Source organism: Streptococcus australis (assembly GCF_003943615.1).
In the GTDB taxonomy this organism is placed as follows: domain Bacteria; phylum Bacillota; class Bacilli; order Lactobacillales; family Streptococcaceae; genus Streptococcus; species Streptococcus australis_C.
On sequence record NZ_RJPZ01000004.1, the window covers coordinates 160,555 to 176,795 of the forward strand.

The 16,241-nt window shown below is 44.3% G+C and carries 8 protein-coding genes; 2 read left to right on the plus strand and 6 right to left on the minus strand.

Annotation, left to right across the window (positions count from 1 at the left end; all coding sequences use genetic code 11):
• Window positions 1–54: 54 nt before the first annotated feature.
• The 4 genes from D8785_RS06155 to pbp1b all read right to left on the minus strand — a co-directional run bounded on the left by D8785_RS06155 (window position 55) and on the right by pbp1b (window position 10,876).
• Window positions 55–432, minus strand: a complete 378-nt coding sequence (locus D8785_RS06155) for a DUF1033 family protein (RefSeq protein ID WP_125374829.1) — start codon at window positions 430–432, stop codon at window positions 55–57.
• Window positions 433–637: 205 nt separating this feature from the next.
• On the minus strand, window positions 638–4,291 hold the full coding sequence (rpoC, locus tag D8785_RS06160; RefSeq protein WP_125374830.1) for a DNA-directed RNA polymerase subunit beta': 3,654 nt from the start codon (window positions 4,289–4,291) through the stop codon (window positions 638–640).
• 151 nt (window positions 4,292–4,442) lie between these two features.
• Window positions 4,443–8,012, minus strand: a complete 3,570-nt coding sequence (rpoB, locus tag D8785_RS06165; RefSeq protein ID WP_125374831.1) for a DNA-directed RNA polymerase subunit beta — start codon at window positions 8,010–8,012, stop codon at window positions 4,443–4,445.
• Between the two features lie 422 nt (window positions 8,013–8,434).
• A complete protein-coding gene (gene pbp1b / locus D8785_RS06170; RefSeq protein ID WP_125374832.1) occupies window positions 8,435–10,876 on the minus strand; it encodes a penicillin-binding protein PBP1B in 2,442 nt (813 codons plus the stop codon).
• A 198-nt stretch (window positions 10,877–11,074) separates the two neighbouring features.
• On the opposite strand from pbp1b, the gene tyrS reads away from it, so the two are divergent.
• Both tyrS and D8785_RS06180 read left to right on the plus strand, forming a co-directional pair.
• Complete coding sequence (tyrS, locus tag D8785_RS06175) at window positions 11,075–12,331, plus strand: tyrosine--tRNA ligase (RefSeq protein ID WP_120701363.1); 1,257 nt, start codon at window positions 11,075–11,077, stop codon at window positions 12,329–12,331.
• Window positions 12,332–12,387: 56 nt separating this feature from the next.
• A complete protein-coding gene (locus D8785_RS06180) occupies window positions 12,388–13,230 on the plus strand; it encodes a methyltransferase domain-containing protein (RefSeq protein ID WP_023027550.1) in 843 nt (280 codons plus the stop codon).
• Window positions 13,231–13,282: 52 nt separating this feature from the next.
• Here D8785_RS06180 and D8785_RS06185 read toward each other — a convergent pair whose 3' ends face one another.
• Together D8785_RS06185 and D8785_RS06190 are read right to left on the minus strand one after the other, a co-directional pair.
• Window positions 13,283–14,581 (minus strand): response regulator transcription factor, encoded by a 1,299-nt coding sequence (locus D8785_RS06185; protein ID WP_125374833.1) that lies wholly within the window; start codon window positions 14,579–14,581, stop codon window positions 13,283–13,285.
• Window positions 14,582–14,593: 12 nt separating this feature from the next.
• The gene (locus D8785_RS06190; RefSeq protein ID WP_125374834.1) at window positions 14,594–16,240 is read right to left on the minus strand and encodes a sensor histidine kinase; all 1,647 of its coding nucleotides are present in this window, start codon (window positions 16,238–16,240) and stop codon (window positions 14,594–14,596) included.
• Window position 16,241: the final 1 nt, after the last annotated feature.

The following is a 16,241-nucleotide window of genomic DNA, read 5'->3' on the forward strand; positions in this document are numbered from 1 at the left end:
TTTGGAAAAAAAGTAAAAAAAAAAGAAACTCAACTGCAGATTGAATTTCTCTTCCTATAAATTATTGGTCTCATAGTCTAGCTTACAAGAGCGATGAGCCGTGTGAGCATTCTCCTTTTCGTAGCCTGGACGGCGCTTGCTTCTCGGAATCTTCTGATCGTTTTCTAACAAGGCAACTGAATGGTATTGTTGCACATATTCCGCACATTCTTCACACCAGCGCTGATCCTCAGGATCCCAAAAAATCGTCATTAAATCACTTCTACTTTTAAATAATGGAGATTGCTCTCTTAAAAGTAACCATTGGCTTTTGTAATATTTGAGGGCTTCATAATAGTCATCAAAACTTTGACTAGCGACAATGTCCTTCTCCCAATCTTCTAAAAACCACCAGGGTTCGAAATCCCCATACATTTCAATCACTTGATACATGTTTCTCTCCGTCCTTTGTATCCAATATTATATATAAAATCCTTTGATAATAAAAGAATTCTGCTTATGAAAGAAAAATACGGTAAATTTCTCAGATATTTTCATAATTTTCTTTCAAAATCTCCCCTTATAGAGGAGAGACAGGCTATTTTTTGACACAAACACAAAGAAGCCTTACTGAAGATTAGTAAGGCTTCTTTTAGGATTAATTTTCTTCCACTACAGTTGATTCAACAGTTTCAGTTGCTTCTTCTGTAACAGGAACTTCATCGATAATTTCGACTTCATTGACTGCTTGTGGTTCCAAGTTACGGTAACGAGCCATACCTGTACCAGCAGGAATAATCTTACCAATGATAACATTTTCCTTGAGTCCAAGGAGATGGTCTTTCTTACCACGAATGGCTGCATCAGTGAGGACGCGAGTTGTTTCCTGGAAGGAAGCCGCTGACAAGAAACTATTGGTTTCAAGAGAGGCCTTGGTGATCCCCATAAGGACTGGACGAGCCGTTGCAGGAACCCCACCAGAAATGACCACATCACGGTTAGCATCTGTAAAGTCTGTAATATCCATGAGGGTACCCATGAGAAGGTCTGTATCTCCTGGATCCATAACACGAACCTTACGGATCATTTGACGCACCATTACCTCGATGTGTTTGTCGCCGATTTCTACCCCTTGGCTACGGTATACTTTTTGTACTTCCGCAAGGAGGTAAGTTTCAACAGACAAGACATCACGAACGGCAAGGAGACGTTTTGGTTGGATAGAACCTTCTGTCAATGCTGCACCACGAGAGACTTGATCTCCCACTTCGACTTTCATGCGGGCTGTGTAAGGAACAACGTATTCTCCCTCACCAGTCGCACCACGAACAAAGACTTTCTTGGTACGTGTAGAAGCATCTTCTTCAATGGCTGTGACTTCCCCTTTAACCTCAGTGATGACTGCTTCACCTTTCGGATTGCGGGCTTCAAAGATTTCTTGGACACGAGGAAGACCTTGCGTGATATCGGTATTTGAGGCAACCCCACCCGTGTGGAAGGTACGCATTGTAAGCTGTGTACCAGGTTCCCCGATAGATTGGGCTGCGATGGTTCCGACTGCTTCACCAACTTCAACTGCATCACCAGTCGCCAAGTTGATACCGTAACAGTGACGGCAGACACCATGGCGGGTGTTACATGTAAAGACAGAGCGGATAGTGACTTCTTCAACACCAGCATTGACAATTTCACGTGCTAGGTCTTCTGAAATCAAGGTATCTGGACCAACAATGACTGCACCTGTTTCAGGATGTTTGACAGATTTCTTCGTATAACGACCTGTTAAACGCTCTTCCAATGGTTCAATCATTTCTTTACCATCGGTAATCGCACGGATCACGAGTCCACGGTCAGTTCCACAGTCATCCTCACGGATAATGACGTCTTGGGCAACGTCAACCAAACGACGTGTCAAGTAACCTGAGTCGGCTGTCTTGAGGGCCGTATCGGTCATCCCTTTACGAGCACCGTGAGTAGAGAAGAACATTTCGAGTACTGACAAACCTTCACGGAAGTTTGAAAGGATCGGCAATTCCATAATCCGTCCGTTTGGAGCAGCCATCAAACCACGCATACCGGCAAGCTGTGAGAAGTTTGAGATGTTACCACGAGCTCCAGAGTCCATCATCATAACGATTGGGTTCTTCGGATCTTGGTTATCTACCAAGCGTTTTTCCAATTTCTCACGGGCTGCACGCCATTCAGCTGTAACGGCATTGTAACGCTCATCATCTGTAATCATCCCTTTACGGAACTGTTTGGTGATTTGTTCTACACGTTTGTGAGATTCTTCAATGATTTCAGCCTTATCTTCAACAACTGGAATATCGGCAATTCCCACTGTCAAACCAGCAAGGGTTGAGTGGTGGTAACCTAAGTCTTTCAAACGGTCCAAGAAAGCAGATGTTTCTGTTGTACGGAAGCGTTTGAAGATTTCTGCGATGATATTTCCAAGATTTTTCTTCTTGAATGGAACGTTTAATTCCAATTGCTCAATCGCCACTTTGACATCTTGACCAGGCTCCAAGAAGTACTTAGCTGGAACACCTTCTGTCAAGTTGGCATTATTTGGCTCTTGGAGGTATGGAAGTTCTGCAGGCATGATATCGTTAAAGAGAATCTTACCAACAGTTGTCAAGAGAATCTTGTGTTGTTGAGCTTCTGTCCATGGTTTGTTCAAGCTATCAGTCGCAATTCCGACACGTGTATGCAAGTGAACATAACCATTGCGAAGGGCCATGACCGCTTCATCGCGGTCTTTGAAGACCATTCCTTCGCCTTCACGACCAGCTTCTTCCATGGTCAAGTAGTAGTTCCCCAAAACCATGTCCTGAGATGGAGTAACAACTGGTTTTCCATCTTTCGGGTTCAAGATGTGCTCAGCAGCCAACATCAAGATACGGGCTTCTGCTTGGGCTTCTTCTGAAAGCGGTACGTGGATGGCCATTTGGTCACCGTCAAAGTCGGCGTTGTAGGCTTCACAGACAAGTGGGTGCAAGCGAAGAGCTTTCCCGTCAATCAAGACTGGCTCGAAGGCTTGGATCCCCAAGCGGTGGAGGGTCGGTGCGCGGTTCAAGAGAACTGGGTGTTCTTTGATCACTTCTTCTAGGATATCCCAGATACGCTCATCTCCACGTTCCACCAAGCGTTTAGCGGCTTTAACGTTTTGCACGATATCACGCGCAACGATTTCACGCATGACAAATGGTTTGAAGAGCTCGATGGCCATTTCACGTGGCACACCACATTGGTACATCTTAAGAGTTGGACCAACAGCGATAACGGAACGTCCTGAGAAGTCCACCCGTTTACCGAGCAAGTTTTGACGGAAGCGTCCTTGTTTCCCTTTGAGCATGTGGCTCAATGATTTAAGTGGACGGCTACCTGGTCCTGTAATTGGACGACCACGACGACCATTGTCAATCAAAGCGTCAACCGCTTCTTGAAGCATCCGTTTTTCGTTTTGCACGATGATACCAGGGGCATTCAACTCAAGCAAACGAGCCAAACGATTGTTCCGGTTGATCACACGACGGTAAAGGTCGTTCAAGTCAGAGGCAGCAAAACGGCCACCATCCAATTGGACCATCGGACGAAGATCTGGTGGAATAACAGGAAGGATGTTGAGAACCATCCATTCTGGTTTGTTTCCAGATTTGTAGAAGGCATCTAAGACATCCAAACGGCGAACAGCCTTCACACGTTTTTGACCAGTTGCAGTCTTCAATTCTTCTTTCAAGACAGCAATTTCAGCTTCCAAATCCACTTGTTTCAAGAGGTCTTGGATCGCTTCTGCCCCCATCTTAGCAACAAAGGAACCTGGTCCGTATTCACGCAAGCGTTCACGGTATTCACGTTCTGTCATGATGGATTTGTGCTCAAGCGGTGTATCTTTTGGATCGATAACCACGTAAGCTGCGAAGTAGATGACTTCTTCAAGGGCACGAGGACTCATGTCCAAGGTCAATCCCATACGAGAAGGGATTCCTTTGAAGTACCAGATGTGTGATACAGGAGCTTTCAACTCGATATGCCCCATTCGTTCACGACGAACCTTGGCACGTGTTACTTCCACACCACAGCGGTCACAAACAATCCCTTTGTAACGGATTCGTTTGTATTTTCCACACGCACATTCCCAGTCTTTTGTAGGTCCAAAGATGACTTCATCAAAGAGACCTTCGCGTTCTGGTTTCAATGTACGGTAGTTGATTGTTTCAGGTTTCTTGACCTCTCCATAAGACCATGAACGGACCTTACTTGGAGAAGCTAGGGTGATTTGCATACTTTTAAAACGATTTACATCAACCACTATTTCTTACCTTTCTTTATGTTCATTATCGATTGTATGTTCTTCAGCTTTTTCGTGAAGGAGAGAAGGAACTTCCTTCACACCTTCAACCCTAAAGCTTCGAGATAGGCAACCTTCTCAGGTTTCCTTCCCTCTTGAACTACATGTTTTATTAATCTTCTTTCCCTTCAGCTTCGAAAGCTGCGCGCGCTTCCTTAGCTGCTTTTTCACGTGCTTTTTCTAGATCATCTACGTGGATAACATCGTCGTCTTCCCCTTCGTCAAGGTCGCGAAGTTCAACTTCTTTGTCATCTTCATCTAGGACACGCATATCCAATCCAAGTGATTGCAATTCTTTCACGAGTACTCGGAAGGACTCTGGCACACCTGGTTTTGGAATTGGTTTTCCTTTGGTAATCGCTTCATAAGCTTTCAAACGTCCGTTGACATCATCTGACTTGTAGGTCAAGATTTCTTGAAGGACATTAGACGCACCATAAGCCTCAAGGGCCCAAACTTCCATTTCCCCGAAACGTTGTCCACCAAACTGAGCTTTACCTCCGAGTGGTTGTTGGGTAACCATTGAGTATGGTCCGACAGAACGAGCGTGGAGTTTATCATCAACCATGTGGTGAAGCTTGATCATGTACATGACACCGACAGAAACACGGTTGTCAAATGGTTCACCTGTACGGCCATCGTATAGAATGGTTTTGGCATCACTATCCATACCTGCTTCACGAACAGTATCCCAGAGGTCTTCTGAGCTTGCTCCGTCAAAGACTGGTGTTGCGATGTGGATGCCCAAGTTACGAGCTGCCATACCAAGGTGAAGTTCCATAACCTGACCGATATTCATACGTGATGGCACCCCAAGTGGGTTCAACATGATATCAACCGGTGTACCATCTGGAAGGTATGGCATGTCTTCAACAGGAACAATACGAGAAACAACCCCTTTGTTTCCGTGACGACCGGCCATCTTATCTCCGACGCGGATCTTGCGTTTTTGTGCGATGTAAACACGAACCAACATGTTCACACCAGATTGCAATTCATCTCCGTTTGCACGCGTAAAGATCTTGACATCGCGAACGACTCCATCTCCACCGTGAGGAACACGAAGGGATGTATCACGCACTTCACGAGATTTATCTCCAAAGATGGCGTGGAGGAGACGTTCTTCGGCAGAAAGGTCTTTTTCACCCTTCGGTGTGACCTTACCAACTAAGATATCGCCTTCTTTCACTTCCGCACCAATACGGATAATTCCCATTTCATCAAGGTTTCTGAGGGCATCTTCCCCTACGTTTGGAATTTCACGGGTGATTTCTTCAGGGCCTAACTTGGTATCGCGCGTTTCTGATTCGAATTCTTCCAAGTGAACAGATGTGTAGACATCTTCTTTCACCAAGCGTTCGCTCATGATAACGGCATCCTCGAAGTTATAGCCTTCCCAAGTCATGTAGGCGACGATTGGGTTTTGTCCAAGGGCCATTTCCCCTTTTTCCATAGATGGACCGTCTGCGATAAAGTCACCTTTTTCAACGACATCGCCAACTTTCACAAGGGTACGTTGGTTGTATGCAGTACCTGAGTTCGAACGACGAAATTTTTGGATGTGGTAGACATCAAGGGATCCATCTTTACGACGAACTTCTACCTTATCCGCATCCGCATAGCTAACTTTACCATCGTGTTGAGCAATAACTGCAGCTCCTGAGTCATGGGCTGCTTGGTATTCCATACCAGTCCCCACGTAAGGCGCTTTTGGATCAATCAATGGCACAGCCTGACGTTGCATGTTGGCCCCCATAAGGGCACGGTTGGAGTCATCGTTTTCCAAGAAAGGAATACATGCTGTCGCAACGGCAACTACTTGTTTTGGAGACACGTCCATGTAGTCGACTTGGTCAGATGGGAACTCTTGGTTGTTACCACGGTGACGTCCCATAACGATTGGCTCAGCAAAACCACCTTTTTCATTCAACTTAGAGTTGGACTGTGCTACGATGTACTCATCTTCTTCATCAGCTGTCAACCAAACGATTTCGTTAGTCACCACACCTTTTTCACGGTCTACTTTACGGTATGGTGTTTGGATGAAACCATACTTGTTCAAGTGTCCGTATGAAGACAAGTTATTAATCAAACCGATGTTTGGTCCTTCAGGTGTTTCGATTGGACACATACGACCATAGTGAGTGTAGTGCACGTCACGGACTTCATATCCAGCACGGTCACGTGTCAAACCACCAGGCCCTAAGGCTGACAAACGACGTTTGTGGGACAACTCAGAAAGTGGGTTGTGTTGGTCCATGAACTGGGACAATTGTGAAGAACCAAAGAATTCTTTAATCGCTGCAGTCACTGGACGGATGTTAATGATTTGTTGCGGTGTTAATACTTCGTTATCTTGAACAGACATGCGTTCACGAACGTTGCGTTCCATCCGTGAAAGTCCAAGACGCACTTGGTTAGCAAGCAATTCACCAACCGCACGAATCCGACGGTTTCCAAGGTGGTCGATATCATCGACACGGCCAAGACCTTCAGCCAAGTTAAGGAAGTAACTCATCTCAGCAAGGATATCAGCTGGAGTGATGGTACGAACCTTATCATCTGGATTTGCATTGCCGATGATAGTGACAACGCGGTCTGGATCAGTTGGTGCCACAACCTTGAATTTTTGAAGAACGACTGGTTCTGTCAATACTGCTGAATCATTTGGTGTATAGACAATCTTGTTCAAGTCGCCATCCAAATGTTCTGAGATGCTGTCGATGACATCACGCGTCATCACTGTTCCAGATTCTACAAGGATTTCGCCTGTTTCAGCATCTACCAATGGTTCTGCGATCGTTTGGTTCAACAAGCGGTTCTTGATATTGAGTTTCTTGTTGATCTTGTAGCGACCAACTGGTGCCAAGTCATAACGACGTGGGTCAAAGAAACGGGCTACCAACAAGCTACGTGAGCTTTCCGCTGTTTTTGGCTCACCTGGACGAAGACGCTCATAAATTTCTTTGAGGGCTTCATCTGTTCGTGAATCCATTGGGTTCTTATGAATGTCTTTCTCGACAGTGTTGCGAACCAATTCGCTATCCCCAAAGATATCAAAAATCTCATCATCACCAGAGAAACCAAGGGCACGAACCAAGGTCGTAAATGGAATCTTACGCGTACGGTCGATACGAGTGTAAGCAATATCTTTTGAGTCTGTTTCAAGTTCTAGCCAAGCTCCACGGTTCGGAATAACTGTTGAGCCATAGCCAACCTTACCATTCTTGTCCACTTTATCATTGAAGTAGACACCTGGTGAACGAACGAGCTGGGATACGATAATCCGCTCTCCACCATTGATGATAAAGGTCCCCATCTCAGTCATGATTGGGAAATCACCAAAGAAGACTTCTTGAGTTTTGATTTCACCAGTTTCCTTGTTAACCAAGCGGAAGGTTACAAAGATTGGGGCAGAATAACTCGCATCATGGATACGTGCTTCTTCCAAGGTATACTTTGGTTCTCTGATTTCATAGCCGACGAATTCCAACTCCATTGTGTCTGTGAAGTTCGAAATTGGCAATACATCTTCGAAAACTTCTTTCAAACCATGATCCAGAAAATCTTTAAATGAATCCGTTTGGATTTCAATCAAATTTGGTAAATCAAGAACTTCTTTGATTCTTGAAAAACTACGACGGGTCCGATGTTTCCCGTATTGAACGTCATGTCCTGCCAAAGTTTTAACTCCTTTTCTATACTAGGATAACAGCTAGGGGAAGCCCCTCTCTGAAGATCCGGTTTCTAGATCGCTTCTGACTAGATCAGAATCAATCTCATCCAGTCGAAACGATGTTATGAAGGGGGGTGTGATCTACATCACGTGAGAAGAAATCTCCTCCGTATCATTCATCCTTTTTGGAATTTTTAGAAAGATTAAGTTTGTGTGACAAACCTGGTTTTTTCTAAAAATAGGCACAAAAAGAGCAGCTAAATCGACTTTTATAAAGTTTGATTTAACTGCTGTAAGCTTCTATTTGGACAATATTTCAAATAAAGCGCACGACAAATTACTTGTTCTTATTATATCGTATTTTCACAAAAAACACAAGGTTTTCTCTAGACATGAAAACGATTTTATGGTATTGTCTCTCATTATTTTTATCGGTTTCGTCCATTAGATGATGAACTGCTTGGCGTACTAGAATTGCCTGTCCGGTTGGTATTTCGATTTCCATTGGAAGTATTAGCTGAACCGCCTAGAATTCCAGCCCAGGCACTAGCATAATCACTATCCGATCCACCAATTGCGAAGCGGTAGGTCGTTTGTGGAGCGCCATTTTTAGCCCAATAGCTGGTAACCGTCGCACCCGACACATCGATATCACGACCATTGACATTGACACGACCAGGTCGTTGTCCTGTCGATTTGAGAACAGTCGATGAAATGACACTGCTATCTAGGGTGAAGCGATCTTGCACGCCCCAAGCAGCTGGATCCGCCTGGTAGATGGCATTGGCTAAATAGGCCATGTAACTTGCGTTATTATTGTAGCCTGTCAACGGAGCCATGGAAGCATTGTTGTCATGTCCAATCCAGCCACCTAAGGTAAGATTTGGAGTAGACAGCATGAGCCACATATCTCCATTCTCATTGGTGGTTCCAGTTTTCCCGATCCAATCGGCATTCGCAAGAGTTGGATTGACCTGGCTGATTCGGCTCTTAAAGGTCGTTGTCGCACCAGAGCTGATGACACCTCTTAACAGGTCTTGCATGATAGTCGCAGTTGCTGCTGAGTAGACGCGGGTCGCCTTGCTCTCATGTTGGTAGACCACTTCCCCATTGCGATCCATGATTTTTTCAATCATGTAGCTTTTTTGGTAATTTCCATTATTTGCAATGGTTTGATAACCATTTGTATGTTGGGCGACGCTTACTTCGATCCCGCCTCCCATTGGCAGACTTTCAATGCCGTACTCAGCGATATCGTAGCCCATTTTTTCCATATAGCCTGGGACATCGACACCCTTTTCACGGAGAGTACGATAGGTCCAATAAGCTGGGATATTCCATGATGTATTGAGGGCCTCTCGGAGGTCCATCATACCAGTTCCTCGGTTATCCACGTGCATAATTGGCTCTCCACTAGAGAAGTTGGTTGGGTAATTGGAGACGATGCTATTGCTTCCCATCAATCCTTGGTCAATGGCGATTCCATAAGCCAGCAAGGGTTTAATGGTAGATCCTGGAGAACGCTCTGTATCAAAAGCGTGGTTATTCTGATTCCCGTCAAAATTCCGTCCCCCAACAAAGCCAAGAATAGCTCCTGTTCGGTTGTCCATAAGGACATTTCCGACTTCTACCGTACCCGTTCCATCGTCCAAGATACCGCCATAATTGGCAACTGCTTCTTGCATGGCATTGTAGATAGCTTTGTTGATAGTGGTTTGGACCGTATAGCCACCCTCTCTCAATTCTTTCTTCGCCAACTCTTGATAAGATTTAACGGTCGAATTGTTTTTTAGGTCGTGGCTAGAGACGTTGTCTCTCTTGATTAAATACTCATACATGGCTTCTTCCGCTTCACTGACGGCTTGGAAATACAAGTAGTCGTGTGGCGTCTTCTCGATGCCATTTGACGGAAGGAAATCCTTACTTAAATCATATTGACTATATTGGTCGTACTCTTCCTTCGTGATAGCTCCTGTCCGATACATATTGTACAAGACATCCTTGGCGCGATCCAAACCTAAAGCTTGATTTTCTGGAGTTTTGAGACTTCCATCAGAAGCATAAGGCGAGTAGACAATTGGGCTCTGTGGCAAACCAGCAATAAAGGCCGCCTGTGGGATGGTCAAATCTTTGGCAGAAACTCCAAAGATCCCTTGAGCTGCCGCTTCTACTCCAGCAATATTTTGTCCACGGTTGTTTCGTCCAAATGGAGATACATTGAGGTAGGTCGTTAAAATTTCGTCCTTATCCATTACCCGCTCAAGAGCAAGGGCATCGATAATCTCCGCAGCTTTCCGTGAGAAGGTCGGTGCATCTCCCACAACTTGTTGTTTGATCAACTGTTGGGTCAAAGTCGAACCCCCACTAGAGGAACCTACTCCGGCAACTGAACCTAAGGTCGCACGGATTACTGCTTTCGGAACGACCCCATTATGGCTGTTAAAATTCTCATCCTCGGTGGCAATGACAGCCTTTTTGACATTGTCCGAAATCGCATCCTTTTGAACAGGAATCCGAATGAGGTCACTATCAATATCAGAAATGATACTCCCATCTGAGTAGGAAATCTTTGAAACACTGGAAATGTTTCGTACTTGTTGAACCAGCTGTGTTGGATCCGGTGTTTCTGTCGCATTAAATAGACTGGCCGCATAGCCAATCGCAATCCCTGCTCCAAACAAGAGGCCACCTAAAGCAAACACCAATAACACATCCCAAAGGAGCTTCATCGTCCGGAGAACCGTTGCTACGAGATCTCCTAGTGACCAGCCCTCCTTGTCTTCTTTCTCATTGACTTCAACAGTCATTTTGGCAAAGAAGTCTTTTATTTTCTTCCCGCACTTTGTAAAAAATTCTCTTATTTGACTCACTCTATTTCTCCTTGTCCTTCCTATTATACCAAATGGACCACTTTCTTTTCAATTCCTAAAGTCGAGAACCTTGTTTCCAATCGGTTTTTTTAGTCCATTCATTGCTATTTCAAGCCATTATGGTAAAATAGAGAGAAACCATACAGATACTGGACTGTTTTCATCGATCTGGCCAGTAGCTTAGAAAAGGAGAGAACGATGCACATTTTTGATGAGCTAAAAGAACGTGGTTTGATTTTCCAAACGACTGACGAAGATGCTTTGCGTAAAGCCCTAGAAGAAGGACAAGTATCGTATTATACTGGCTACGATCCAACTGCTGATAGTTTGCACCTTGGGCACCTTGTTGCCATCTTGACCAGTCGTCGCTTACAATTGGCAGGCCACAAACCTTATGCGCTTGTCGGTGGTGCGACCGGACTCATTGGAGACCCTTCTTTCAAAGATGCCGAGCGCAGTTTACAAACTAAGGAGACTGTAGACGGTTGGGTCACTTCTATCCAAGGGCAATTGTCTCGTTTTTTAGATTTTGAAAATGGGGAAAACAAGGCTGTCATGGTCAACAACTATGACTGGTTTGGCAGCATCAGCTTCATTGACTTCCTTCGCGACATCGGAAAATACTTTACTGTCAACTACATGATGAGCAAGGAATCTGTGAAGAAACGAATTGAAACAGGGATTTCTTACACTGAATTTGCCTACCAAATCATGCAAGGCTACGACTTCTTTGTCCTCAACCAAGACCACAATGTCACTCTGCAAATCGGTGGTTCTGACCAATGGGGAAATATGACAGCTGGTACTGAGTTGCTTCGTCGGAAGGCTGACAAGACTGGTCACGTTATCACTGTGCCCCTCATCACAGATGCAACTGGTAAGAAATTCGGTAAATCTGAAGGGAATGCTGTTTGGCTCAACCCAGAAAAGACTTCTCCATACGAAATGTACCAATTCTGGATGAACGTCATGGACGCTGACGCAGTTCGCTTCTTGAAAATCTTTACCTTCTTGTCACTGGATGAGATTGAAGAAATCCGCAAACAATTCGAAGCAGCTCCACACGAACGCTTGGCTCAAAAAGTCCTTGCTCGTGAAGTCGTGACTCTGGTTCACGGAGAAGAAGCCTACAAAGAAGCCCTTAACATCACTGAGCAACTCTTTGCAGGAAACATCAAAAGCCTTTCTGTCAAAGAACTCAAACAAGGACTTCGTGGTGTGCCAAACTACCAAGTACAAGCAGACGAAAACCACAACATCGTAGAATTGCTCGTATCATCTGGCGTAGTTAACTCAAAACGCCAAGCCCGTGAAGACGTACAAAACGGAGCTATCTACGTCAACGGTGACCGCATCCAAGATCTTGACTATGTCTTAAGTGATGCAGATAAGTTAGAGAACGAACTCACTGTTATCCGCCGTGGGAAGAAAAAATACTTTGTCTTGACTTATTAAAAAGAAGACCTCTGAAACTATGACTTTCAGAGGTTTTTTGGTACACTAGAAGTATCATGACGATCAAACCAAAATTACAACGATTTCAGACCGCAACAGCTTTTGCCTGTCCCATCTGTCAGGAAGCCCTTGACCTGGTCCAACAAAGCTTGACTTGTCCCAACCGTCACTCCTTTGACCTTGCTAAGTTTGGCTATGTGAACTTGGCTCCACAAGTGAAGCCCTCTAAGGACTATGACAAGGAGAGTTTCCAAAACCGGCAACTAGTTTTAGAGAACGGCTTCTACGACCATATCCTTACTACCCTATCAGAATGCTTGTCTCCACTGGACCATCCATCCAACATTTTAGATATTGGTTGCGGGGAAGGGTACTATTCTCGCATCTTACAAGAACGGTATCCAGACCATTCCTTTTACGCCTTTGATTTGTCTAAGGAATCGATCCAGCTGGCTGCTAAGAGCGACCATGAATGGAAGGTCAAGTGGTTTGTCGGGGACCTAGCTCGCCTCCCTCTTTTAGACCAGAGTATGGACCTTCTTCTAGACATCTTTTCGCCAGCGAACTATCAGGAATTTAAACGGATCCTGGCCCCAGACGGTCGCCTTATTAAGGTTATCCCAACACCAAGCCATCTGCAAGAAATTCGTCAGAAGGTTAAGGAGCACCTCGATCAGGCCGATTATTCCAATGAGCAGATTATTCGACATTTCTCTGATCATTTTACGGTTGAACAAAGCCTCCATTGCCAGGAAACTTTCGAACTCACACCAGCATTGCGGGAGGCTCTTCTGAGCATGACGCCTCTCCTCTTTCATGTCGATGCATCTCAAATCGACTGGAGCGATTTGACTCACATCACGATTTCTGCCACTATTTTGGTTGGAAGAAACAACTAACAAACACCCTCCATTGATTGACAAATGGAGGGTCTTTTTTTATGTTTATAGATTAGTCACTTTCCTCTACGCCGATTTGTTGACGGTAGGCTTTGGGCGACTTGCCACACAACTTGCGGAAAACCTTGTAAAAGTAACCGACATTACTGTAGCCTACTTCATAGCAAATATCTTCAATACTTTCAGTTGTGGATAAAAGTAACTGTTGGGCCGCTTTGATCCGTTGTTTATTCAAGAGCTCAGCAAAGGTGGAATTGGTCTCACGTTTAATCAATTGTCCTAAATAAACGGGATTGATATAGAGATCTTTGCTGATATCCTTGAGCGACAGTTCCTTCCGATAGTCACGTCCGATAACTTCCAAGACAGTCGCCACATTATTGTTCATTCGATATTGAGAGAAGAAATTCTCCAATTGGTTCCGAACGCAGGTAACAAGATCCTCGAAAGTCGTTGTCTCATGAACAGTTTTCACAACTTCTGTCAGGTCATCTCCATGCAAGTGTTCAAATAAATGAAAGACATCCATAATAAACTGAATAAAGAGTTGCTTGGCTATCGCCACTTTTGGAGTATGGCTTTTCACGGTTTCTTCCAACCAGTTCAACTCCTCTAAAATCTGTTGGATATTCCCCTGGATGATGACACGGTAGATGGGTTCGTAGTAATTAAAGACGCCATCTTCTTCTTCCAAAGGGAGATCCCCATAAAATAGACTTCGTTCAACAAGCTCTTTAAATTGTTGAAAATGTTCCTTATAAGGTGCTTGGAAACGACGCTGTAGGAAAGCCCCCTCATCCTCATATGAAAGATAGAGTTGAAGATTTTGTCCCAAGACCTGATAAGACGAACTGGCAAAGCCTTTCCTTTCCTTATCCACTCCAATCCAGAGTTGCTTTCTTCCTCGGATTGCCTGCTCAAACTCTTCTTCTGACCAATCTTCATGAAGGAGCCGATTGGCCGTCTCTTGATCTGGTTTTTTCAGAGTTTGAGATAATTTTTCTAGGATATTCCCCAACTCCACCTTATTGACAGGCTTTAACAAATAGTCTGCTACCCGGAGGTTTAAGGCTTTTTTTACATAAGCAAAATCTTGGTAACCTGACATAATGATATAGGCTGCATGGGGAAGAATGGACTGCATTTGATCAATCATTTCCAGACCAGTTTTTCCTGGCATATTGACATCCGTAATCACGATATCCACTGGATAATCTGCAACATAAGCCAAGGCCTGATCTGCATCCTCTGCTGTGTAAACAACCTCCATGTCCCATTTTTCAAAGGGAATCAGTTTTTTTAACCCCTCAGTAATCATATATTCATCGTCAACCAATAAGACTTTATACACGATTTTTTCCTCTTAAGTGTCCTCGATGGTAATCGTATAGAGGACCCCTTTTCCTTTTTCTGATGTAATTTGAATGTGGTAACGATCCCCAAAGTAGAGACGGAAACGCTCGTGGACATTGACAATCCCAATTGATTGCCGTCCCTTACTCTCTTCTACTTCTTCTCGAGGACCCCTATGACTCAATATTTGTTGGATCCGTTGCAACTGGCTCGGTTCCATCCCTCTCCCATTGTCCTGGACACGAATTTCCACAGTTTCTCCAACATGACGGACCTTGATACTAATGACATTGTCCTTGCGTTTGTGATCAACTCCATGAACAAAGTAATTTTCCACTAGTGGCTGAAGAGTAAACTTTGGAATAACCATCTCTTCTAGACCTGTTTCAATTTTAAAGCCATAGGCAATCGATTTTGGATAACGCACCATACAGAGATAGCTGTATTTTCTACAAAATTCCAACTCATTTTCTATGGTCGTCTCTTTCTCCTCTGAAATATTGTTTCGAAGGAGACTACTAAATTCGTAAATAATATCGGCTAATTCTTCTTGGTCCTGCATGACTGCATACATGCGAATAAACTCCATGGTATTATACATGAAATGCGGATTAATCTGCGCTTGTAAGGCCTTCATATTGGCATCTTTCTGGCTCAGTTGTAACTGATAGATATCCCGAATAGACTTGTCCATATTATCCAACATGGTATTGGTCATTTCTGCCACTAGGAGGAGCTCCTGCTCTTTGGTATCCACATTGATCCGTCGCTCAGAATCCCCCTGGCTGATGGCTTCCATGGTATCTACCAAATCCAAAACTTGTTTTTGGTAATTACGGAAAATTCGCTGGAGCAAGAGATACAAGACCAAAACCAGGATTAAGGCGACCGAAATCATCCAGGTAAAACTAAATAAGGCTGTTCGAACCGTGTAAGAGGTCGGAATCCCAACCCAGATTTGATAGCCGTAAGCAGTATCTCGTACAATCCACTGATTATGATCTTCTGGCTTGATGTCTCCCCTGTGGTAAAAATCCTTCCCCAAGGGATTATAAATCTGGACGACAACTGGAATCGTGTCTTGAATATTGTCGACAACAGAATCCAAAAGCGCTGGGTTGATTTTAATGTAAGCCAGTCCAATATCTTCGCCAGTCGTCACATCCGTCAAGGGGACTGGGATTGCTTGTGAACTAGCTACGTATTGATCCGCTGGAACTTGTTGTCCTCCTTTTTTACTTTTACTGGAGACAAAGACCGTTGTATAGTCATTTAACACCAAATCAATTTCATCCAGGGCGTCGTGTTCCAAGTAAAGAGTCTCAACATTGCGGTGTAAGGAGACTTGAATATAGTTGGAAAAATAATTGTCCAGGCGCCAACTTTCGTATTCAGAAGGCGTCAAGGAAAAATATTTATAAACACCTTCAAGTTTGGCCGGATTTTCAACCAGACTCTTCCCCCATTGAGAAGATCTCTTATAAATATCCTCTACCTCAGCAGTCAAGCGGGAGGAAATCAACTGAGCGATTCGATCTGTCTCTGCTCGCTGATTATGCCAATAGACCAACGATACCGTCACACCTAAAGTCGTGATGATCCCCACCATGATATAGGCATAGAACTTCAAAAGTGTTGCTAACCATATTTTTTTCATA

What these genes read in the sequence shown, in the direction of transcription:
- D8785_RS06155 (WP_125374829.1), bottom strand. Translation starts at nt 432, where the DNA reads ATGTATCAAGTGATTGAAATGTATGGGGATTTCGAACCCTGGTGGTTT.
- tyrS (WP_120701363.1), top strand. Translation starts at nt 11,075, where the DNA reads ATGCACATTTTTGATGAGCTAAAAGAACGTGGTTTGATTTTCCAAACG.
- D8785_RS06180 (WP_023027550.1), top strand. Translation starts at nt 12,388, where the DNA reads ATGACGATCAAACCAAAATTACAACGATTTCAGACCGCAACAGCTTTT.
- D8785_RS06190 (WP_125374834.1), bottom strand. Translation starts at nt 16,240, where the DNA reads ATGAAAAAAATATGGTTAGCAACACTTTTGAAGTTCTATGCCTATATC.